This is a genomic window from Flavivirga spongiicola (assembly GCF_030540825.1).
GTDB classification, from domain to species: Bacteria; Bacteroidota; Bacteroidia; order Flavobacteriales; family Flavobacteriaceae; genus Flavivirga; species Flavivirga spongiicola.
In genome coordinates this window covers 174,149-197,489 of the sequence record NZ_JAUOEO010000001.1, presented here as the reverse complement: position 1 = coordinate 197,489, position 23,341 = coordinate 174,149, and the positions used below count along the sequence as shown (strand labels likewise).

The 23,341-nt window shown below is 35.3% G+C and carries 13 protein-coding genes; all 13 read left to right on the top strand.

Translation table 11 applies throughout. The annotated features are described in order from the left end of the window. The first annotated feature begins 278 nt into the window (after nt 1-278). The 13 genes from Q4Q47_RS00705 to Q4Q47_RS00645 all read left to right on the top strand — a co-directional run bounded on the left by Q4Q47_RS00705 (nt 279) and on the right by Q4Q47_RS00645 (nt 23,312). Complete coding sequence (locus tag Q4Q47_RS00705; protein WP_303304733.1) at nt 279-3,086, top strand: GH116 family glycosyl-hydrolase; 2,808 nt, start codon at nt 279-281, stop codon at nt 3,084-3,086. A 44-nt stretch (nt 3,087-3,130) separates the two neighbouring features. After that, the gene (locus Q4Q47_RS00700; RefSeq protein WP_303304732.1) at nt 3,131-4,384 is read left to right on the top strand and encodes a DUF6786 family protein; all 1,254 of its coding nucleotides are present in this window, start codon (nt 3,131-3,133) and stop codon (nt 4,382-4,384) included. Nucleotides 4,385-4,453: 69 nt separating this feature from the next. Continuing rightward, on the top strand, nt 4,454-5,293 hold the full coding sequence (locus Q4Q47_RS00695) for a fumarylacetoacetate hydrolase family protein (protein WP_303304731.1): 840 nt from the start codon (nt 4,454-4,456) through the stop codon (nt 5,291-5,293). A 4-nt stretch (nt 5,294-5,297) separates the two neighbouring features. Then, complete coding sequence (locus Q4Q47_RS00690) at nt 5,298-7,361, top strand: alpha-amylase family protein (protein WP_303304730.1); 2,064 nt, start codon at nt 5,298-5,300, stop codon at nt 7,359-7,361. Between the two features lie 19 nt (nt 7,362-7,380). Beyond that, complete coding sequence (locus Q4Q47_RS00685; RefSeq protein ID WP_303304729.1) at nt 7,381-8,925, top strand: aldehyde dehydrogenase (NADP(+)); 1,545 nt, start codon at nt 7,381-7,383, stop codon at nt 8,923-8,925. Between the two features lie 14 nt (nt 8,926-8,939). After that, nucleotides 8,940-9,944, top strand: a complete 1,005-nt coding sequence (locus Q4Q47_RS00680) for a glycoside hydrolase family protein (RefSeq protein ID WP_303304728.1) — start codon at nt 8,940-8,942, stop codon at nt 9,942-9,944. A 15-nt stretch (nt 9,945-9,959) separates the two neighbouring features. Beyond that, entirely contained in the window at nt 9,960-11,231 is a 1,272-nt protein-coding gene (locus tag Q4Q47_RS00675) for a glycoside hydrolase family 172 protein (RefSeq protein ID WP_303304727.1), read from the top strand. A gap of 31 nt (nt 11,232-11,262) precedes the next feature. Then, the gene (locus tag Q4Q47_RS00670; protein ID WP_303304726.1) at nt 11,263-13,002 is read left to right on the top strand and encodes a glycoside hydrolase family 172 protein; all 1,740 of its coding nucleotides are present in this window, start codon (nt 11,263-11,265) and stop codon (nt 13,000-13,002) included. 91 nt (nt 13,003-13,093) lie between these two features. After that, nucleotides 13,094-15,082 (top strand): glycoside hydrolase family 172 protein, encoded by a 1,989-nt coding sequence (locus tag Q4Q47_RS00665; protein WP_303304725.1) that lies wholly within the window; start codon nt 13,094-13,096, stop codon nt 15,080-15,082. Between the two features lie 28 nt (nt 15,083-15,110). Further along, nucleotides 15,111-17,327 carry an alpha-L-fucosidase gene (locus tag Q4Q47_RS00660; protein WP_303304724.1) on the top strand — a complete coding sequence of 739 codons (2,217 nt, stop codon included), beginning with the start codon at nt 15,111-15,113 and terminating at the stop codon, nt 17,325-17,327. Nucleotides 17,328-17,377: 50 nt separating this feature from the next. Continuing rightward, a complete protein-coding gene (locus tag Q4Q47_RS00655; RefSeq protein ID WP_303304723.1) occupies nt 17,378-19,609 on the top strand; it encodes an alpha-L-fucosidase in 2,232 nt (743 codons plus the stop codon). Between the two features lie 52 nt (nt 19,610-19,661). Then, the gene (locus Q4Q47_RS00650; RefSeq protein ID WP_303304722.1) at nt 19,662-20,654 is read left to right on the top strand and encodes a family 43 glycosylhydrolase; all 993 of its coding nucleotides are present in this window, start codon (nt 19,662-19,664) and stop codon (nt 20,652-20,654) included. A gap of 27 nt (nt 20,655-20,681) precedes the next feature. Then, nucleotides 20,682-23,312, top strand: coding sequence for a GH116 family glycosyl-hydrolase (locus tag Q4Q47_RS00645; protein ID WP_303304721.1), 2,631 nt, complete (start codon nt 20,682-20,684; stop codon nt 23,310-23,312). Nucleotides 23,313-23,341: the final 29 nt, after the last annotated feature.

The following is a 23,341-nucleotide window of genomic DNA, read 5'->3' as shown; positions in this document are numbered from 1 at the left end:
AAGGTTCGACCTGATATTAATGTCTATGTGGTTTAAAATCAAATACATGACATTAAAAGTTGTATGAAAACTTTACATTATCATTATAATGTAAAACATTTGATAAATTTTTAAACAATCCCTGAACTTTTTATACGTCATAAGCTTAAAACTTAGTGTTATCCTACTGCAAAAAAAGTATTAGTTATAGTCGTATAAATGGTTGAAATACGATTGGGAAACTAATAATTTTATAGTTTGAAATCAATTAACGATTAATGCTATAAATGTCTAAGCAAATGTCTAAGCCTAAAGAAGATAATACAAATAGTTTAAGCACAGAATGCTGCGACCCAAACTCAGGATGTTGTAGTCCTTCTGTTGAACAAGAAAGTAAATCAGTTTCGTCACAATTTGATAAAGTACAACGAAGGGATTTTATGAAAGTGATGGGGCTTGGGCTGACTGGTTTAACGATGGGATTGAGCCATCCTTTAAGTGCAACAGGAATTTTTCAAGATACTTACCAAATTCCTATTAATAAAAATTTGCCCCCAGATTGGATAAAATCATTGTATGAAAGAGGAACACCAGAAATTTATACAGGTAAAGATTTGGTGTATATAGGAATGCCTGTTGGTGGTATTTGTGCAGGGCAAGTATACCTTGGAGGTGATGGTAAATTATGGTTATGGGACATTTTTAACGAACAAAAAGAAGGTATTGTTGGCATTACCCATGAGTTAAGTGGTAGAACAGTTAGACCTAGAGATGGCAGTAATTATATTGTTCCAGTGACTCAAGAATATCCTTTTGATCAAGGTTTTGCAATAAAAATTGAACAAGGAGTGTCTAAGTGGACTAAACGATTAGATTATAAAGGCTTTAAGAATATTAGCTTTAAAGGACAATATCCTATTGGAGAAGTAACATATAAAGAAGAAAACACACCTGTTGAGGTGCAATTAAAAGCATACTCTCCATTTATTCCATTAGAAGTATCGTCATCAAATTATCCGGCGACAATAATGCATTATACCGTATCGAATATAAGTGATAAAGCAGTTACTTGCGAGCTATCGGGCTGGTTAGAAAACCCGGTATTAAATCATTCTGGTGTCGAGACCGAAGTACAATTAAAAAACACGATAGTTACTAAAAAAAATAGGGAGACATTACTATGTGAAGCTATTTTAGATGAAAAAGGCTCTGAATTAAATTTTGAATTTTCCGAGAAAAGAGACTATGGGAATATGAGTTTGACATTATTGAATCCTGATGGTTCAATAAAGTCAACAGCTCAAGAAGATCACTATTCAGAACCTTTGTTTCCAAGTGAGCATAACTCTAAAGAATCAGCTAGCGAAGCCTTTGGTGTGAGTTTACGAGGAGGCTTAAGTAAAACAGTTACGTTACAACCTGGTGAAAGCAAAGACATCTCATTTGTGATAAGTTGGTACTTTCCAAATTTAAGTGCTGATGGTAACCGTTTTAAAGGACGCTCATACAGTCAACGTTTTAAAAACTCTATCGAAGTTGCCGACGACATTGTACAAAATTTTGAAAGGCTACATACCAAAACGACGTTATTTAGAGAAGTGTTTTACAATAAATCAACACTTCCTTATTGGTTTTTAAACAGAACGTTTGCTAATACTTCAACATTAGCAACAGAAACCTGTTATTTATTAGAAGATGGTCGTTTTTGGGCATGGGAAGGTATTGGTTGTTGTCCGGGAACTTGCACCCATGTTTGGCATTATGCTCAAGCTGTGGGGCGTGTTTTTCCAGAATTGGAACGAAATTTAAGAGAACACACCGATTTTGCTGTTATAGAAAAGAATGGGAAAATAGATTTTAGAGGTGGAAGAGCAAATAGAGATGCTGCCGATGGTCAAGCTGGGATCGTTTTACGTTCTTATAGGGAACACCAAATGACATCAGACTCTCAGTTTCTCAATAGAAACTGGAAACATATTAAATCGGCATTACAATATTTAATTGATATGGATGCTGAAGACGGAGAAGCCAATGGTATGATTTTCGGAGAGCAGCATAATACTTTAGATGCAGAGTGGTATGGGAACATTCCTGTTATTATATCATTATATATAGCTGCACTTGCAGCAGGGAAAGAAATGGGACATGAAATGAATGATGCCACTTTTTCTCGTTTATGTGATACCATTCTAAAAAAAGGGCAAGAAAATATTAAGACCTTGTTTAATGGCGAGTATTTTATTCAGAAAGAAGATCCTAACCACAAGGATGCCATAGGTATTGGTTCAGGGTGTTATATCGATCAAGTATTTGGACAAAGTTGGGCTTTTCAATTAGGATTGGGTAGACTTTATAATAAAGAGTTGATTAGCAAATCGTTAGATGCTTTGTGGAAATACAATTTTGTACCTAATATGGGACAATTTAGAAAGTCTTTACCTGAGAATTTAGCAGGGCGTCCTTATGCCATTGATGATGATGCTGGTCTAGTTATGTGTACATGGCCGAAAGGTGGAAAAAAAGACGATTGGGAGAAACACTGGCAATTTGGATATTTTAATGAGTGCATGACAGGTTTTGAATACGAAGTTGCAGGGCATATGATTTGGGAAAATAAACTAAAGGAGGGGTTGGCTATTACAAGAGCCATTCACGATAGGTATAATGCCAATAAGCGAAATCCGTATAACGAAGTGGAATGTAGTGACCATTATGCCAGAGCCATGGCAAGTTATGGAGTCTATCTTGCGGCATGTGGATTTGAATATCACGGACCTAAGAAGTATCTGAAATTTGCACCAAAATTAACTCCTGAAAATTTTCAAGCAGGATTTATTGCTGCTGAAGGGTGGGGGACCTATAGCCAAAACCAAACAGATACATTACAAACAGGAGCTATTGAAATCGCCTCAGGAGAGCTGGTTTTAAAGACCATTTCAATGGTAATTCCTAACAATAAAAAAGTGAAGAATATTCAACTAAAATTGAATAATAAACGAATAAAAAATGAATATCTCGTCAATAATGAATCAGAAGTAAAGATCATACTTAAAACAGTTTCGATTAAAGAAAACGATAATCTTAAAGTGAATATCAAATTTGTTTAAAAAGGATCAAGAATAGAATTTATAATAGATAAAAATTTAAAATAATGATAGTTAAAACTCACAAGCAAATAGCAGTAGCACTTTTATGTTTGATGACATTATGTAATTGCAAAAATAAAAACTCAAAAGTGGAAGTTGTTGAAGAGATAGTATTAACAAAAGGAACTTTTGGATATGATAAAGCCTTTCTTCAAAAAAACTACAAAAGCACGATTGTTTTAGAAAGTGAAGATAAAAAAGCTAAGATCGTACTTTCTCCAGAATTACAAGGACGTGTCATGACCAGTACACTCAATGGAGATAAAGGTATGAGTTTTGGCTGGCTGAATTACGATTTAATTGCATCTAAAGAAATTAAAAAGCAATTTAACCCGGTAGGGGGTGAAGAACGCTTTTGGTTGGGACCGGAAGGAGGCCAATTCTCTATATACTTTAAACCAGAAACTACTTTTGATTTTCCAAACTGGAAGGTGCCCTCTTTTATTGATACCGATGCTTTTAAAGTTGTAGAAAGTAATAAAACAAGCGCGCTGTTTCAAAAGGATATGAATTTTATAAATCATTCGGGGACACAGTTTAATCTGGATGTAACCAGAAAAATAACATTGCTTTCCAAAGCGCAAACCAAAGATGCATTGCAATTAGAAACAGATGATTTTTCTGCGGTGGCTTATGAATCTCAAAATACGGTTAAAAATATTGGAGAAGCACAATGGAAAGAGGATTCCGGGCAATTATCTATTTGGATTTTATGTATGCTGAATCCATCTCCGGAAGTTACTGTTGTGGCTCCAATACAACAAGGGAATGAAGAAGAATTTGGGCTAAGAGTTAACGATAATTATTTTGGAAAAGTAAGTGCAGATCGACTTAAAACTAATGAAAGTACAGTATTCTTTAAAGCCGATGGGAAGAGCAGAGGCAAAATCGGGTTTTCACCAAAAAGAGCTACAAAATATATTGGGAGTTATGATGCAGAAAACAAAGTCTTAACAATTTTGGAAATAGATGCTCCTAAGAAGTCAGATAAATATGTGAATTCTGCATGGGAGCTACAAGAAGACCCTTTTTCTGGCGATGTCATTAATTCCTATAACGACGGACCTTTAGAAGATGGCTCACAAATGGGACCTTTTTACGAATTGGAAAGCTCCTCGCCTGCATTAGCACTACAGCCCGGCGAATTATATACACATACGCAGCGCATGTATCATTTTAAAGGAGAAAAAGACGTGATTGATGCCATAGCAAAAAAAATACTGCAGGTTTCAATTGATGATATTGTAGCGATTTTTTAATCGTAAATATCAGGATTTTACACAATATGAATAATTGATTAAAGAAGATAATAAGCAAATAAAGAATAAATGAAAATATATAAAAAGAACAACAAAGCCTTGGTAGAAAACAATGGTCTTTTTTACGAATTGGAAGTACAAGATTGGGATCAGTTCATCAATCGTGAAAACCTATACAATGCCATAAAACTGGATTTGAAACAGATAACATCAATTTCTAATGAACCTTCTTTGGAAACTGTAGATGCTCCTATTGGAAATCAGGAAATTTGGGCTGCAGGAGTCACTTATTTAAGAAGTAAAGAAGCCCGAATGGATGAGGCCAAAGCATCTGGCGGCGATGTATTTTATAATAAAGTTTATGATGCCGATCGACCAGAATTATTCTTTAAAGCGACCTCACAACGCGTTGTAGGTCATGGGGATGATGTTAATATTAGAAAAGATTCATCTTGGGATGTGCCAGAACCGGAACTCACCTTATTAATTAGCTCTAAAGGCACTATTGAAGGCTATACCATTGGTAACGATATGAGTTCAAGAAGTATTGAAGGCGAAAATCCATTGTATTTACCTCAAGCAAAAGTATTTGAGCGTTGTGCAGCATTAGGGCCATGTATCTACTTAAGTGAAAAACCGATATCTCCCGAAACAATAATTGAAATAGAAATCAATAGAAATGGTGTAACACAATATAAAGATGACGTTGCCATAAAAATGATGAAAAGAAGTCATACTGAATTGGTGGAATACCTTTTTAGGGAATGCGATTTTCCTAAAGGTGTATTTCTAATGACAGGCACTTGCTTGGTACCATCAGATGAGTTTACCTTACAAGTAGGCGATGAAGTTAAAATAACAATAGATTCTATAGGAACTTTGGTGAATTTTGTAAACAAAAAACAATAACAGAATGATGCGAATAAAAAAAGCAATTTTTCTAAGTTTTTTATTTAGTACAACCGCTTTATATATTGAGGCTCAACAGCTACCCGAGTATAGGCTTAATGAGGGTACCAGACAGGTTCATTTAGATTTTCACACTACAGAAAAGCTGGAAGATGTTGGGAAGAACTGGAACAAAAAAGAATGGCAGCAGCAGTTAAAGGATGGTCATGTAAACGCTATCAACATTTTTGCAAAAGGGCACCATGGCTGGACCTATTATGATACCAAGGTTGGAAAACGACACCCTAATTTAGATTTTGATTTATTTGGGGCACAGTTAGAAGCCTGTCATGAAATAGGAGTAAGAGCTCAGGCTTATGTAACTATTGGATGGAATGTTTTAGATGCTAAAGAAAACCCTGATTGGGTCTCAACAGGAAAAGATGGCATCAATAAGTTTGCAGAAATGGAAGCTAAAGCAAAAAAAGATGCCCATTTTCCTTGGGGATGGCCAACACTTTCTCCCGAAGGTCCTTACTTAGAGCATTTGTTAAAACATACCGAAGAAATTGCTAAAAATTATGATTTAGATGGCTTTTGGTTTGATATTGTTCCTGTCGGCAGCATTAATTATAACACATGGAGTAAAAAGGATATGGAAGCTAACGGAGTAGACTGGAAAAATGAAAAGGAAGCTTGGTTACATCACTGCAAAAAAATGCATACATTTTTTACAAAAATGAATGCTATTGTAAAAAAACACAGACCTCATGCATCTATCTATTATAATTGGACAACACCTATGAATAATAGTAAAGTGCTAAAAGAAGCGTATCATCAATACAACACCAAACAAGATTTAGAAGATTTACCAACAACTTGGGCTGGTTACGATGTATTTCCTGTTAGAGCAAAATACTATGCCAATACAGGAAAGCCTATTGTAGCCATGAGCGGAAAATTTCATTCTGCCTGGGGCGAGTTTGGAGGGTTTAAGCATAAAGATGCTATTTGGTACGAAGCTGCTAACATGTTGTCATTTGGAGCGATGGCAAATTTTGGAGATCAACTACATCCTACAGGGAAGTTGGAGAAAGCGACCTATGATAACATAGGGCACGCCTACTCCTATATTGAGAAGATAGAAGACTATAGCATTAATGCGAAACATTTAGCAAAAACGGCTGTTTGGTTAAATTTTAGTGGTAGTGATAATGATGTGACTAGAATGTTACTGGAGCATCAGGTTAATTTTGTAGTGGCGAATAATTTAAAAGATTGGACTCCTTTAGAAGTGTTGATTTTGCATAGTAGAGTTGTACTAAATAAAGAAGAAACTAAGAAAATCCAGCAGTTTGTTGATGGAGGAGGAAAACTATTCATTCTGGGAAATAGTGCTTTTGAAAATGGCATAGCAAAATTTGATATAGGAGCCAAATATTTAGGAGAGGCAAATTATAGAAATGACTATACGTACGTAACAGATATTATGACGACCGATTTGGTACAATCTCCATTTCTTAATCGTACACCAGCAATCCGTGTACAACCAGAAGCAGATACAGAAATATTAGCACAAATATATGAGCCTTATTTTGATAGAACCGTTGAGCATTGGACGTCACATGACAATGTACCCTATCAAACCGAACCAGCAACACATCCTGCATTAATAAAAAAAGGAAACATTATTTGGGCAGCACACCCCTTAGAAAAGATATATGCCAAAGAAGGATCTCGTGTGCACCGACAACTTTTTTATAATGCTTTAAGCCAATTGTTAAAAGCACCAATAGTAGAGGTAAATATGCCAAGTTCCGGACGTATGAATTTATTACATCAACCAGAAAACAATAGATACGTAGTTCATTTAACTTATGGTACCCCTCATAAACGGGGACGTGCGCAAGTTATAGAAGACTTAATTCCTTTACAGAATACCATAGTAAAAGTAAGACTACCAGAAAAGGTTCGAAAAGTGTATCTCATTCCTTCCAAAGAAGTATTGCCTATAAAAAGTAATGGTGATGTCATTTCAGTCGAAATAGAAAAATTCAGGTGTCATACAGCAGTAGTTTTTGAATATTAAATAAAAAGACAATAAAAATATGCATAAAGAGAATTATTTTCAAGCCATTAACCCTTCAACAAATCAATTGTTAGGTGGCGAGTTTAAAATTGCCAATATTAATGAGATTGATAACGCAGTAAAAAAAGCCACTGCGGCTTTTGATATATATAGAAAAAAGAGTACGCATAGCATCGCTGATTTTTTAGATTGCGTAGCTGATGAAATTTTAAGTTTAGGAGATGCTTTATTAGAAAGATGTCACTTAGAAACGGCTTTGCCATTAGCCCGATTGCAAGGAGAAAGAGGGAGAACAATAAATCAGTTAAAGTTATTTGCTTCTGTAGTTCGTGAAGGGTCATGGATAGATGCGCGAATTGATACAGCTATTCCAGACAGAAGCCCAATTCCAAAACCTGATATACGCCATATGTTAATTCCATTAGGTCCTGTAGCCGTATTTGGCGCCAGTAATTTTCCTTTGGCATTCTCGGTAGCAGGAGGCGATACAGCATCGGTTTTGGCTGCTGGCTGTACCGTAGTGGTTAAGGGACATCCTGCGCATCCGGGAACATCAGAAATGGTTGCTAGTGCTTTTTATAAAGCGATAGAAAAATGCGATATGCCTGAAGGTACATTTCAATTAGTGCAAGGAAATACGAATGCTGTTGGAGAACATTTGGTAAAACACTCAGGTATAAAAGCTGTAGGCTTTACAGGCTCTTTTGGAGGCGGTAAAGCATTGTTTGATCTGGCTAATGCAAGACCAGAACCTATTCCGGTATTTGCTGAAATGGGAAGCACAAACCCAGTATTTATTTTACCCGGTGCTTTAGAAGGAAAAACCGAAGATATTGCAGCAGGTTTGGCAGGGTCGATTACTTTAGGTGTTGGGCAGTTTTGTACCAACCCAGGGTTATCTTTTGTTCAAAAATCAGAATATACCAATCAATTTTATGAAACATTGAGTGAAAAAATCAATGCGATTTCTACTGGATCTATGCTAACAGGAGGTATAAAAAAAATGTATGATCAAGGTATTCAGAATACCTTGACCAAAGAAGGTGTTGAAGATCTGGCCATAGGAAAATCTAGCACTGAACCAAATAGTGTAGCAGCTAGAATTTTTAGAACAACCATAGAAAATTTTTCAAAAAGCCCCGAGCTGGCTGAAGAAAACTTTGGACCATCCAGTATCTTTGTAGACACTCAGACAAAAGGACAAATACTTGAAGCAGCTAATAACCTTGAAGGGCATATTACGGCTACCGTATTTGGTACGGATGCAGATTTGATGAATTATAAAGGACTTTTTGATATTCTAGAAAAGAAAGTTGGTAGAATAGTAGTTAATGGGTATCCAACTGGTGTAGAAGTATGCCATTCTATGGTACATGGCGGTCCATATCCTGCCACAACTGCATCGCAATCAACATCCGTTGGCACCAACGCAATAAAAAGGTTTGCCAGACCCATATGCTATCAGAATTACTCTGATATATTATTACCTGCAGCTTTGAAAAATGATAATCCATTAAGTATATGGCGCTTATTAAATGGAGAACTTAGTAAAAATAAAAATTAATAAAATAATGAGTTATGAGGTTTAAAAATGGTATTATTTTATGCATAATTTTAGTAATGATTTCATGCAAAAATATAGCACATGATGATAAAAATGTAGCAATAGAAAAGCCACTTTTATTAAGAGCAGAAATTCCATATATAAAAGGAGAAAGCAAGAAAATATTTGATGCCAAACCTTCCAAAGATTTCGATGACAATAAGTGGTTTACTAACGATCACTGTTTTGTTGAAGACCATGATGGCAAATTACATTGGTTCGGTATCAATAATCCTTATCCGCCTAAAGGAAAAGAATTATATAGCTATCACCCTTATTTAGGACATCTAACTTCAGATGATGCTACAAAAAACTGGAAAAGGTTACCCTTTGCACTTGATGAAAGTAGGGATACAGAATATTTAGGTGCCCCGTTTGTGATTTGGCATGAAGAATCAAAGCGATGGGCCATGGTGCTCGAAACCAGAATGGATGATATTAGAAGGCTAGAGGTCTCTTGGTCAAAAGACTTAATTAAATGGGAACGCACATATAAAGCGATATTACCAGACGATCTTTGGATTAGCTCCCGTGATCCACATATTATGAAAGGGCCAGATGGAAAATATTGGATACATATTGTTTCTACAGGAAATGAAGGTGTAAAACAATCTCAGGTATTAAGAATAAGAACCAAAGATTTTGAAACTTTTGATAAACCAGAAACCATTTTGGGAATCAATGACAATACGTTTGCAACATTAATAGAGTCCCCTTCTGTGTTGAAACATAATGGATTATGGTATTTGTTGTTTACGTATGCCCACAGAAGATATACGGAAACCATTGTGGTGGTGTCTGATACTCCAGATCATTTTGATTACTATAATAATGCAGTAACAACGTTATTTGGCCATGCCGCTAAAATATTTAACTACAAAGGAAAATCATACATATCCTCTTGTGGACCTGAAGATCAGCATTATTCTAATCATCAATCAGTATCACTTGCAGAATTGGGGTGGCTGAGTCAGAAATAAAATAAATCTTATAAAATGAAAAACAGTTTAATATTTTTTGTAATCGTATTACTTATGAGTTGTAATAACTCAAAAAAAGATGATACGTTTTTACTTTCAGACATTCAGGAATACTATAAAGCTGCACCGGAAGGTGTGGAAACACGTTGGTATAGTTCAGAAAATAAAACAGGAGAAAAAGGTAAAGGCGGAATAACTAATAAAGGTGCGAAAGGAGATGCTTTTACAATGATTGGGCCAGGTGATAGAACAGTAATTTTAGATTATAAAGGTGCTGGAATTATTACAAAAATATGGTCGGCGAATTCCATGCAATGGGCGGAAGAAGATAGACGAAAACTAAGCATTAATATGTATTGGGATGGAGAAGAAAAACCAGCAGTGTCTGCACCCTTTTTCGATTTTTTTGGTATAGGTCTAGGGTTGACAAGTACTTTTGAAAACGAATTTTTTGCAATGCCAGAGGGGCGTTCTTTTAACTGTGCCATACCCATGCCATTTCGTAAAGCAGCAAAGGTTGAAATTGTAAACGAATCGGATAAATTCATTATGTTTTATTATAAAATAAATATGGTGGAAGTCCCTGAATTACAAGACGACGCTTTGTATTTTCACGCGTATTGGAATAGAGATACGGCAACAACCAAAGGCATCGATTATACAATATTACCAAAAGTAGAAGGTAACGGTAGATATTTGGGAACCAATATAGGCGTTATTGGTAATGAAAAATACAAAGGGTCCTGGTTTGGAGAAGGAGAAGCAAGAATCTTTTTAGATGGTGACACTAAATATCCGACGTTATCGGGTACTGGAACCGAAGATTATATTGGGACTGGTTGGGGACAAGGAGAATATGCCAATAGAATTCAGGGAAGTACAGTCTCTAATAAGGAACGTGATCTTTATACGTTTTATCGTTTTCATACCTACGACCCTGTCTACTTTCATAAAGATTGTAAAGTTACCATTCAACAAATAGGAAATTCAGTAAGAAGAAAAATTATTGAAATGAATAAAAATGGTGCCAATATTACACCGGTATGGTCTTATGTTGAGAAAGATGGTTATGATGCTGCAAAACGATACTTGGATATGGAAAATCCACCGGCTTTAGAAAGTGATGACTTTCCGGATGGGGTATCAACCAACTTTTACAGATCTGATGATGTATCGGCAACGGCCTATTTTTATTTAGACAAACCATCATCTAACCTTCCAACCTTGCCTTCTGTAGACTTAAGAGTTAAGCATATTAAAGAAAAGGTGTTTGATAAATTGAAATAAGGTATCAGTAGGTAACTATAATTATAAACAAATGAAACTCTTAAGGCTTAGTTTTATATCACTTCTATTTTTTAGTTCACTTTTTACAGCTTGTCAAGGAGCAGCTACTCATGTGGTAAGTGTTGCATCTTTATTAAAAGAGATGACCTCAAGAGAACAGCTAACCAAATTTCCTGAACCGCAGTATATAACTAAACATGCCAGTAGTTACGATAGACGAAGTATTTCAGCTAACGATAAGTTTTGGTTTGCTAATTGGGACAATAATCAGTGGACAAGTGTAGAAGAGAATAATGGAAGAACGGAGTATGTATTGCTTGATACAGATCAACCAGGTGCTATTACTCATTTTTGGATGACAGGTATTGGTGAAAATAGAGGACAAGGAACCTTACGGATTTATATAGACGACGTTAAAAAGCCTGTAATTAGCCAAACACTTCGTAGTTTTATTGGTGAAAATAAAGCTGTAGGTTATCCGTTAAGTTGCTCTGTATCTCCGTTGGCGCCTGTTGATGAACGAGGACATAATTTGTACTTCCCAATACCGTATGCCCAATCCTGTAAAATTACATATGAATCTGATTTAATTATTAAAGACGAAAGAGGAAAAGGAGAGGTCTTGTATTATAATATAGATTACCGAACATATATAGAAGATGTAGAAATAGAAAGTTTTACTAAAACATCAATAGCCGATAACAAGGATTTAATAGTAAAAACAAATCAGTTATTATTGAATGGAGGTTCTTCTGACAAGGTAAAGCAAAGCAAAGGGTTTGAAAGTTTTGATATAACATTGAATAAAGATGCAGAAGTTGTTATTTCTCAAAAAAATATAGGGGCAGCCATACATGAAATAAATATGCGGGTGCAAGAAGATAACCCGAGACAATCGATGAGGTCGGCAATATTAAAATGTACGTTTGATAATTCACAGACGGTATGGGTACCTATAGGAGATTTTTTTGGATCCGGATATAAAATTACACCTTACGAAACCCGATACAATAAAGTTTCGGGCAGTGGTAATCTCACTTCAAAATGGATAATGCCCTTTGAGAAAAGTTGTCAGATTTCATTAAAAAATATAGGAGATGTGCCCATTCGTATTAATGGTTCTTTACAATTTAATGCCTATGATTGGACAAATCGATCTATGCATTTCTACACCTCATGGCACCAGTTTACAGGTATAGAAACTGGTAAAGCAGATAAATCGATGGATGGGGGCAATGGCATACAGGATTTAAACTATGTGACACTTTCAGGGCAAGGTGTTTACGTAGGAGATGTATTAACATTGTTTAACGATAATGCACCTTTAGGAAAAACAATCTGGGAAAAAGAGGATGGTACATTCAGACATTGTTGGTGGGGTGAAGGCGATGAGAAAATATATATTGACGGTGAAGCATTCCCCTCTCATTTTGGAACCGGTACCGAAGATTATTATAATTATGCATGGTGCAAACCAGAAACTTTTACACATCCATTTATCGCTCAGCCTTCTGGTGATGGTAATATGACTCCGGGTTATACCGTTAATGCAAAAGTAAGAACCCTCAATGCACTTCCCTTCACAAAAAGCTTGAAGTTCGACATGGAATTATGGCATTGGAATAAAGCAACAATTAATTATGCTCCAACGACATTTTACTATATGAAGCCAGGAGGAAAAAACAATATAGCTCCAGATTATAAAGGAGCTAAAGAAAAGGTGTTGGTAGATTATGAGGAATTGCACAAATCTGAAAAGAACAACTCATAGAGACAAATAAATGATTACACTAGGAGATACTACATCTTTGTGAAGAATACAGTAAAAGGAAGTAATATTAAATAACATTAAGTATAAAAAGATGAAACTTGATACTAGAATTTTAAAAAGCAGAATATACTACTTTTTTGTATTTATAGTATTAACTACAGGTCTAAGTGCACAAAAGAAAGAGACAATAGTAATTGAAGAATTACAACATTTAAGTGATATTAGCCTGTTGCCAATGTATAGACAAAATTCTAAAGTAGCTATGGTATCATCTTATGATACTTCCGGAGGTAACGATGATGGATTTTCTGGAAAATATTCTTTTATAAGGAAAGAAGGCGAAAACAGGTTTGTCATGGCAGATTTGAAAGGCCCGGGAGTTATTCAACGGATATGGACTCCAACTCCTACAGCAAATATTATTGAATTTTATTTTGATGGTGAAAAAACGCCAAGAATAAGCATGAAATTTGAAGATTTGTTTTCATCAAAAGTATTTCCATTTAAAGCACCTTTGGTAGGAAATGAAGTTGGTGGCTATTATAGTTATGTCCCTATTCCATATAAAAAAAGCTGTAAAATTGTCTATGTAGGAGATGGTTTGAAATTTCACCAAATACAGTATAGAACATATCATGATAAAAAGAAAATATCTACATTTTCAATGGCATGGACAGAAGAAGAAAAAAAAGCTTTTAAAAGGGTATCTAATGTATGGGCTAATTCTAAAAAGCATGTTTCAAATTTAAAACAGGAAATAGAAGTCATTAAAAGGAAAGTCTATATAAACCCTGGAGAAAAGATCTCTCTGGCAGAAATTCAAAACGGAGGGCGCATTGTTGGAATGACTTTTAATAATGGTTCACAATTAGAAGGAGAGCATACAGATTTAATATTCAGATCGACGTGGGATGATGATAAAGCGTATGCTATTAATGTTCCTATGGCTAGTTTATTTGGTTATGCTTTTGGTAAACGTGCTATGAATTCTATGCTTATGGGGTCTAATGGAGAAACAAACTATTGTTATTTACCAATGCCTTTTGATAAAAGAGCAGTATTGGAATTGGAATATTTAAAGAGAGGAAAGGAATTTCAACCTAGCTTGAGTTTTCAAATGACGTTATATTATACTAAAGAAAAAAGGAAATCTAGAAAAGAAGGAAAACTATATACCGTCTGGAATAGAGAAATTCCTAAAAAAGGGAGACCTTACAATATAATAAAACAACAAGGTAAGGGGCATCATGTTGGTACGATCCTTTTATGCCAAAGTATAGAAAAGGAAACGTCATTTACGACAGGTTTTTTTGAAGGCGATGATGTCACTATAATAGATGGTGATATGCGAATGCATGGCACAGGTTCAGAAGATTATTTTAACGGAGGATGGTACGGTGTTGCAGATCGTTGGGATGATGGTTTTAGCCTCCCTTTACATGGGTGTCTTGATTATTCTATTCCTTTAGCCAGAACAGGGGGCTATCGGTTTTATTTGGGAGATAAAGTTAATTTTAGTGAAGATTATGAATTAACCATAGAACATGGACCTGAAAACAATCAATGGCAGGTAGATTATGCTTCAATAGCTTTTTATTACGGTGATACGCCAGTTCTAAATGCTATAAATCCCTCACTCGAAACAACAAAAGGCTTTGATGCACCAGAAAAGTTAGAAGTTTATTTGAATTTTTTCAATATACAATCACTGGGGTTTCCATATGCCCCAGTATCTGTAAATTATAAAAAAATTAAGGAAAAAGAAGTTTTTTTATTTCATAGCGAAGAAGATTGGATCTCTGTTAAAACTAGTTTGAACTTACCTGTTTCAGATGGAACTTATAAACTTTACATGTCTTATTTTAAATCTTCAAATAGCAATCAGTTACGTCTTTTTCAAAGGCAAAGACCGATATCTGAATGGGTAGATGTTTCTTCTGATAAAACGGAATTCATAGAGCAACAGTTTATGGGAAATATAAAAGTAGCTAATGGAGAAGCTTTTTTAACTTTTAAAACCAAAGGCAAGTCAGGAAAATGTGATTTTGCATTGTATCGAATATATTTAATTAAAAATTAGAAAATGAATAATGTATAAATTTAAAAATGTGAATAAAATAATTCAACTGATAATCGTTTTATTTTTAATTGTTTCTTGTAATAAAACAAAAGAGGCACGATACCCAACGTCAAATACTATAGAAATAAGTGAGACAGATACCAAGGATTCTATAATCTTAAAGGCAGCCCATGTAGTACCAACACCTAACCAATATGAAGCTCTAAAAAATGAATTTATCGCTTTTATCCATTTTGGTCCCAACACCTTTACAAGAATGGAATGGGGAAATGGTATGGAAGATCCTAAAATATTCAATCTTCAAAATTTAGACACCGATCAATGGTGTAGAGAGATGAATGATGCCGGAATGAAAATGGTTATTATAACAGCAAAGCACCATGATGGTTTTGTATTATGGCAGTCACGTTATACCAAACACGGTATCATGTCATCACCCTTTAAAGATGGAAAAGGCGATGTCGTAAAGGAACTGTCAGAATCGTGCAAAAAATATGGATTAAAACTAGGTGTTTATTTATCTCCGGCCGATCTCTATCAAATAGAAAATCCGAAGGGTTTATACGGAAACCTTAGTACATATTCAGACCGCGTTATCCCACGTCCGGTAGAAGGTCGTCCCTTTGAAAGCAAAACCACTTTTACATTTAATGTAGATGATTATAATGAATACTTTTTAAATCAGTTGTTTGAATTGTTAACAGAATATGGGCCTATCCATGAGGTATGGTTTGATGGCGCGCATCCAAAGAGAAAAGGCGGTCAAAAATATAATTATACAGCTTGGACAGAGCTAATTTCTAAACTGGCTCCAGAAGCTGTTATTTTTGGAGGAAAAGACATTCGTTGGTGTGGTAACGAATCTGGAGCAACAAGAGATACAGAATGGAATGTAAGAGCAGAGCAGGTGAATAAAAATGGCGATATCTCTAAAGAAGACATAGGAAGCAGAAAGCAATTGTATAAAGCTAAATATTTACATTATCAACAAGCAGAAACCAACACGTCTATAAGAGAAGGTTGGTTCTATAGAGACGACACCAAACAAAAAGCACGAAGTACTGATGATGTTTTTGATATGTATGAAAGAACAGTGGGAGGAAACACTACTTTTTTATTAAACATACCTCCAAACAGAGAAGGTGCTTTTTCTCCGGTAGATGCTAAGGTACTTAAAGAAGTAGGGCAGCGTATCAAAGAAACATATGGCACCAATTTATTCAAGGGAGCTAGTGGGCCTACAAAAGTTTTAGACAAAGATATAGCTAGTTTTGAACTGTTAGATGGTGATAAGAACGAAATTATTATAGAAACCAAAGAACCCATTACAATAAATAGAATCATGTTACAGGAAGCCATTACAACCCATAGCGAGCGGATTGAAAAACATGCAGTAGATGCTTGGGTTAATGATGCATGGCAGGAAATTGTAACAGCTACTAATGTTGGTTATAAAAGAATTCTTCGTTTCCCGGAAGTGACATCAAGTAAATTTAGAGTTCGCATATTAGAATCGCGCTTAAGCCCTGCAATATCAAATGTCACGGCCCATTACTATAAATCAAGGCCCCCACAGCTCTCAATAATAAGAGATGTAAACGGCATGCTGAACATCCAACAAAAAAAGCATGAATTTAACTGGAAGGTCCACGGAGAAAATGCAACAAAAAAAACAAATTCAGATTATGAAATTAGGTTTACTACAGATGGTAGTGAACCAACAGTAAATTCAAAATTATTTAATGCACCATTTTTAGTGAATTCAGGAGAAATTAAGGCCGTAGCTGTAAGTAAAGAACAGTTAGGAAGTATAGCCTCCAATACGTTTGGAATCATTAAAGAATCATGGAAAAGTATTGGAACAGATAGCTCTAAAAAGCAACATAACAAAGAACATGCTTTTGATGCAAACCCGGATACCTACTGGCAGTCTGAAGCTAAGGGAAGTTCCCATTATATCGCTATCGATTTAGGAAAAGAATATACACTTAAGGGCTTCGCATATACGCCACAGAAAGAGCACTCTGAGGGTATGGTGGAAAAAGGTATTATAAAAGGAAGTAAGGACGGATTAACATGGAGCACCATTGAAGCGTTTGGGTTTGGAAATTTAATAAACGATCCCGTAACTAGGAGACATTATTTTAAAGTACCAGTATCAACCAGATATATTCGAATAGAATCTAAAGTTATAGCCGGAGGTAAAAAGACCGCAGCCATAGCAGAATTGGACTTTTTTGAATAACAGATAGCAAACTTAAATTTTTTAAAAATTAATAATAACACTAAAAAAACATGAACAAGTTATTTCAACTTCTAATTATTTTGTTTGTCATTGTGTCCTGCGATAAAAAGACAGGAATATTATACACATCCGCAAGTACTATAGAAATAAGTGAGACAGATACTAAGGATTCTATAACCTTAAAAGCAGCCCATGTTGTGCCAACACCTAACCAATATGAAGCTCTAAAAAATGAATTTACCGCTTTTATCCATTTTGGCCCCAACACCTTTACAAGAGAAGAATGGGGAAATGGTATGGAAGACCCTAAAGTATTCAATCTTCAAAATTTAGATACCGATCAGTGGTGTAAATCTATAGTTGAAGCAGGTATGACCATGGTCATTATAACCGCAAAGCACCATGATGGTTTTGTACTATGGCAGTCACGTTATACGGAACATGGTGTGATGTCATCACCATTTAAAGATGGAAAAGGCGATGTAGTAAAAGAACTGTCAGAATCGTGCAAAAAATATGGACTAAAACTAGGTGTTTACCTATCACCTGCAGACCTATACCAAATAGAAAACCCTAAGGGTTTATACGGAAACCTTAGTACATATTCAGACCGCGTTATTCCACGTCCAGTAGAAGGTCGTCCCTTCGAAAACAAAACCACTTTTACATTTAATGTAGATGATTACAATGAGTACTTTTTAAACCAGTTGTTTGAATTGTTAACAGAATATGGACCAATCCATGAAGTATGGTTTGATGGCGCACATCCAAAGAGAAAAGGTGGTCAAAAATACAATTATTTAGCATGGAAAGAACTAATCTCTAAGCTGGCTCCAGAAGCTGTTGTTTTTGGAAAACAAGATGTTCGGTGGTGTGGTAACGAATCTGGTGCAACAAGAGATACCGAATGGAATATCATTCCCTACCAGACAAACCCTCATGAAATGAATAGTTTTGCGGATATTACAATAGAAGATGTAGGAAGTAGAGAGCAATTGTATAAAGCAAAATTTTTGCATTATCAACAAGCAGAAACCGATACATCTATACGAGAAGGTTGGTTTTATAGAGATGATACAGACCAAAAAACAAGAAGCACTGATGATGTTTATGATATTTATGAACGATCGGTAGGCGGTAATGCCACTTTATTATTAAACATTCCTCCAAACAGAGAAGGGATTTTTTCTCCGGTAGATGTTAAGATTCTTAAAGAAGTAGGTGAACGTATCAAAGAAACATATGGCACCAATTTATTCAAGGGAGCAAGGGGATCTGTAAAAGTATTAGATGAAGACCTAACCAGTTTTGAACTGTTAGATGGTGATAAGAACGAAATTATTATAGAAACCAAAGAACCCATTACAACAAATAGAATCACGTTGCAGGAAGCCATTACAACCCATAGCGAGCGGATTGAAAAACATGCAGTAGATGCTTGGATTAATAATGAATGGCAGGAAATAACAACAGCCACCAATGTAGGCTATAAAAGAATCCTTCGTTTCCCAGAAGTGACTTCAGGCAAATTCAGAGTGCGCATATTAGAAACGCGTTTAAGTCCTGCGATATCAAACATTACGGCCCATTACTATAAATCAAGACCCCCACAGCTCTCAATAACCAGAGATGTAAACGGCATGCTGGACATCCAACAAAAAAAGCACGAATTTAATTGGAAGATTCATGGGGAGAATCCTGAGAACAAGCTAAAAGCAGATTATGAAATCAGGTATACTATAGATGGTACTAACCCAACAAAAGTATCTAAATTATATAAAGAACCATTCTTGGTAAATTCAGGAGAAGTAAAGGCAGTAGCAATAAATAAAGAGCAATTGGGTAGTATAGCGGCCAATACCTTTGGAATTATAAAAAAGGGATGGAAAAGCATAGGGGCCGATAGTTCCAAAGAAGACCACGAAAAAGAAGCAGTTTTTGATGCAGACCCGAATACCTATTGGCAGTCAGAAGCCAGAGGAGGATCCCATTATATAACCATTGACTTAGGAAAAGAATATACACTTAAAGGCTTTGCCTATACACCGCAAGGAGAACATTCCGAAGGGATGATAGAAAAAGGTATTATAAAAGGAAGTAAGGACGGTTTAACATGGAACACCATTGAAGCGTTTGGATTTGGAAATTTAATAAACGACCCCGTAACCAGAAGGCATTATTTTAAAGCACCAGTATCAACCAGATATATTCGAATAGAATCTAAAGTTATAGCCGGAGGTAAAAAGACTGCAGCCATAGCTGAACTGGACTTTTTTGAATAGTTATTTATGGTTTAAAAATTAAATTTTCATACAATCAATATCTATAAGCAAGATGAAAAAAAAATATATTTATTTTTTAGTAGGAATGACTTTAATAACCTCGTGCAAATCTAAAGGAGGTGAAGAAACTGTAAAAAAAACAAACGAAAATACAGTAGTCCAAGTTCCAAAAATAGTAGGGGACTGGAAGCACATTTTTAACCCCAATGATACCCGTTTAGAAATTGATACAACCTGGTATACCAATGATCATAGTTTTGTTAAAGGCTCGGATAATAAGTGGCATGCCTATGGTATTATTGGTCATAAACCTATTAATCCGTGGACGGGAGAAAATAAATTTTTCCATGTTTCATCAGATGAATTGTTTAAAGAGAAATGGCAAGACCATGACTATGCATTAAAAACCAAAGAAGGCGTGGAGCGTGTTCTGTGGGCGCCTCATATTTATAAAGAAGCTGATGAATACACGATGTTCTATAATGCTGGTAACTTACAGCCTAATGCACCCCATTATGCTTCTTGGGGAACCTTGCATAAAGCGACTTCTAAAGATATGTTTAACTGGGAACGACATCAATACAACCCCCTTTTTAGTGACCCGGGACATGCGAGAGACTCCTATATCATGAAACATAATGGTGAGTATTATTTTTATTATACACGTACTTTTAGTGAAGTAGATCTTCGCTCTTGTGTAGCTGTGCGTAAAAGCCCAGATTTAGATCATTGGAGTGGCCCTAAAATAGTACATACACAACCATTTGAAATAGATTGGGGAGGTGATGCAGAAAGCCCAACAGTTATTTATAAAAATGGCCTGTTTTACTTATTTATCTGTTTGGCAATGACAGAATATAATTTAACTCATGTTTATTGGTCTGACGATCCTATGAATTTTCCAAAAGAAAATTTAGTAACTACAATGAATGTACATGCCGCAGAAATTATTGATGCAGGTCATGAAGGCTGGTTTATTTCAAATACAGGCTGGGATAAAAAAGGATTATATGTATCTAGAATGATTTGGGAAAATATTAAATAAAGTATAACAATAGAATATTAAATTAAAATGATTAAAAGAGGATTGCAATTGATTTTGTTTTTTATAATTACAAATGGGATTGCTCAAGATTTATCGGAAAAAGTCAAACCGGAAACATATTCTGGAGATCAATTAAAATATATTGGTATGCCAGTTGGAGGTATCAACACAGGCCAAGTATATTTAGGTGGGGACGGACAATTGTGGTATTGGGATATTTTTAATATTCAACGTATAAAACCAGGTGGTCCGGGAGATAAATTTTATATCAACCCTATGGTTCAAGACAATAAATTTGATCAGGGGTTTGCTATAAGAGTTAAAAAGTTATTACCATCGACAATAACCCCAATGGTAAGGCCACTAAATAATAATGGTTTTTCTGATATTACATTTAAAGGAGAATATCCAATAGGTAAAGTGAAATACAGAGATGCAAATTCCCCTGTTTCGGTTGCATTAAATGCTTACACTCCATTTGTTCCTACAGATCATGAATCATCAGACTTTCCAGCTGTTGTTATGGAATATACACTCACAAATGATTCAGATAGTAAATTGTCTGTAGAATTGATTGGATGGTTACAAAATATGTCAAACTTCCAAACAGCAAATTCAACCAAAGGAACACATATTAATACTATTAAAAAATCTGGAAACGTACTGCAATTAATAACATCATCTGGTGTAACCGTAGAAAACAAAGATCTACCGGATTATGGAAATATGGCATTAACCTTATTAGAAGGTAACAATGCTTGGGGAACACCAAAAACATCAAATGATATAGCTTATAATTTAGTCGAGGTAAATGGATCTAAAAATAACATAGCAAAAACAGCTGTTGGAAATAAATTAATAGGCGTTATTGGAAAAGAGGTGGAACTTAAAGCAGGAGAAAGAAAAACACTAACGTTTATAATTTCCTGGTATTTTCCGAATGTTCATAGAACTGAAAGTGGATTTCATGATTTAAAAAACCGAGGCAATTTAAGACAATATTATAGTAAAAAGTTTAGCTCCTCATCAGATGTGGCTAATACAATTATAGCCAATCAGGAAAAGTATCTTACAACTACAAAATTGTGGAATAAAACGTGGTACGATGCATCGCTTCCTAAATGGTTTTTAGATAGAACATTTATTAATACAAGTACTTTGGCGACAACATCTTGTTATAGACTTGACGATCTTACCGATGATCCTGATAATGAAGATCGGTTTTACACCATGGAGGGGGTGTATTTAGGACATGGTACTTGTACCCATGTATTTCATTACGAGCAAGCACTTGGTCGCGTGTTTCCGGGACTCGCCCGTCAATTAAGAACACAAATAGATTATGGTTTGTCGTACAAAGAAAATGGTATTATTGAATATAGAGGAGAGTTAAGTGATATAGGAAGCCATGATGGGAGAGGGTATGCGGTTGATGGTCATGCCGGTACTATTTTAAGAGCATATCGAGAACATACAACATCTTCAAACAGCGATTATTTAAAAGCTTATTGGCCAAAAATCAAGAAAAGCATTGAATATATGATTGCTCATGATGCTGAAAAAACGGGTAAACCTGATGGTATTTTAGAAGGTGTTCAATACAATACCTTAGACAAAATGTGGTATGGAAAAAATGCTTGGCACAGTAGTATGTACAATGCTGCTCTGCGAGCAGGAGAGGCCATGGCTTTAGAAATGAGAGATAAAACATTTGCAAAAAAATGTAATAGAATAGCAACTCTAGGACAAAAAAACATAACCACTCAGCTATTTGATGGAGAGTATTTTATTAATATTCCAGATATAGAAAATAAAGAAAACCCTAATACCAATATAGGGTGTCACATAGATCAGGTTTTAGGACAATCTTGGGCATTACAAGTAGGTTTACCTAGAATTTTACCAAAGAAGGAGACCATAAGTGCTTTGAAATCGATTTATAAATACAACTATCAGGAAGATGTAGGGAAATATCTGGACACAGTGACGATTAAAAATGTTCGTTTTTATGCACTTCCAGGAGAAGCAGGAACCATTATGTGCACATTTCCTAAGGGAGGCGCTTTAGAATCAAAAGGAACTAAAGCTGCAGAATGGGATAACTTAGTAGTCGGTTATTTTAGTGAAAGTATGACGGGTTTTACTTATCAAGCAGCGGCTCATATGATTGCTGAAGGGCTGGTAGATGAAGGGATGACCATGATTAAAGCAATACATGATCGGTATAATCCAAAAAAGCGTAATCCATATAATGAAGTGGAGTACGGTAACCATTATACACGAGCCATGTCTAGTTACGGTGCTTTTATTGCAGCTTCCGGATTTACATATCATGGTCCAAAAGGGGAGATTGGCTTTGATCCTAAAATGGCTCCCGAAAATTTTAAATCGGCTTTTATTACAGGCGAAAGCTGGGGAGCTTTTTCGCAGAAAAGAAGCACAGGCATTCAAGAGAACGAGCTCTTGGTTAGCTATGGAACACTAAGTTTAAGTAATATTAAACTATCTCATAACATGAGAATAGTTAAAAATGTAAAAGTTACATTGAACGGAAAAACGCTAAAGAATAAGTACAAATCAGGTAGTAACGAGCTATCAATAGCTCTAGAAAAAGTAACTCTTAAAAACGGAGATACGCTAGGTGTAATAATTGAATAGAAGGCGTTTTCTTTTAAAGAAGATAGAAT

What these genes read in the sequence shown, in the direction of transcription:
- Q4Q47_RS00705 (WP_303304733.1), top strand. Translation starts at nt 279, where the DNA reads ATGTCTAAGCCTAAAGAAGATAATACAAATAGTTTAAGCACAGAATGC.
- Q4Q47_RS00700 (WP_303304732.1), top strand. Translation starts at nt 3,131, where the DNA reads ATGATAGTTAAAACTCACAAGCAAATAGCAGTAGCACTTTTATGTTTG.
- Q4Q47_RS00695 (WP_303304731.1), top strand. Translation starts at nt 4,454, where the DNA reads ATGAAAATATATAAAAAGAACAACAAAGCCTTGGTAGAAAACAATGGT.
- Q4Q47_RS00690 (WP_303304730.1), top strand. Translation starts at nt 5,298, where the DNA reads ATGATGCGAATAAAAAAAGCAATTTTTCTAAGTTTTTTATTTAGTACA.
- Q4Q47_RS00685 (WP_303304729.1), top strand. Translation starts at nt 7,381, where the DNA reads ATGCATAAAGAGAATTATTTTCAAGCCATTAACCCTTCAACAAATCAA.
- Q4Q47_RS00680 (WP_303304728.1), top strand. Translation starts at nt 8,940, where the DNA reads ATGAGGTTTAAAAATGGTATTATTTTATGCATAATTTTAGTAATGATT.
- Q4Q47_RS00675 (WP_303304727.1), top strand. Translation starts at nt 9,960, where the DNA reads ATGAAAAACAGTTTAATATTTTTTGTAATCGTATTACTTATGAGTTGT.
- Q4Q47_RS00670 (WP_303304726.1), top strand. Translation starts at nt 11,263, where the DNA reads ATGAAACTCTTAAGGCTTAGTTTTATATCACTTCTATTTTTTAGTTCA.
- Q4Q47_RS00665 (WP_303304725.1), top strand. Translation starts at nt 13,094, where the DNA reads ATGAAACTTGATACTAGAATTTTAAAAAGCAGAATATACTACTTTTTT.
- Q4Q47_RS00655 (WP_303304723.1), top strand. Translation starts at nt 17,378, where the DNA reads ATGAACAAGTTATTTCAACTTCTAATTATTTTGTTTGTCATTGTGTCC.
- Q4Q47_RS00650 (WP_303304722.1), top strand. Translation starts at nt 19,662, where the DNA reads ATGAAAAAAAAATATATTTATTTTTTAGTAGGAATGACTTTAATAACC.
- Q4Q47_RS00645 (WP_303304721.1), top strand. Translation starts at nt 20,682, where the DNA reads ATGATTAAAAGAGGATTGCAATTGATTTTGTTTTTTATAATTACAAAT.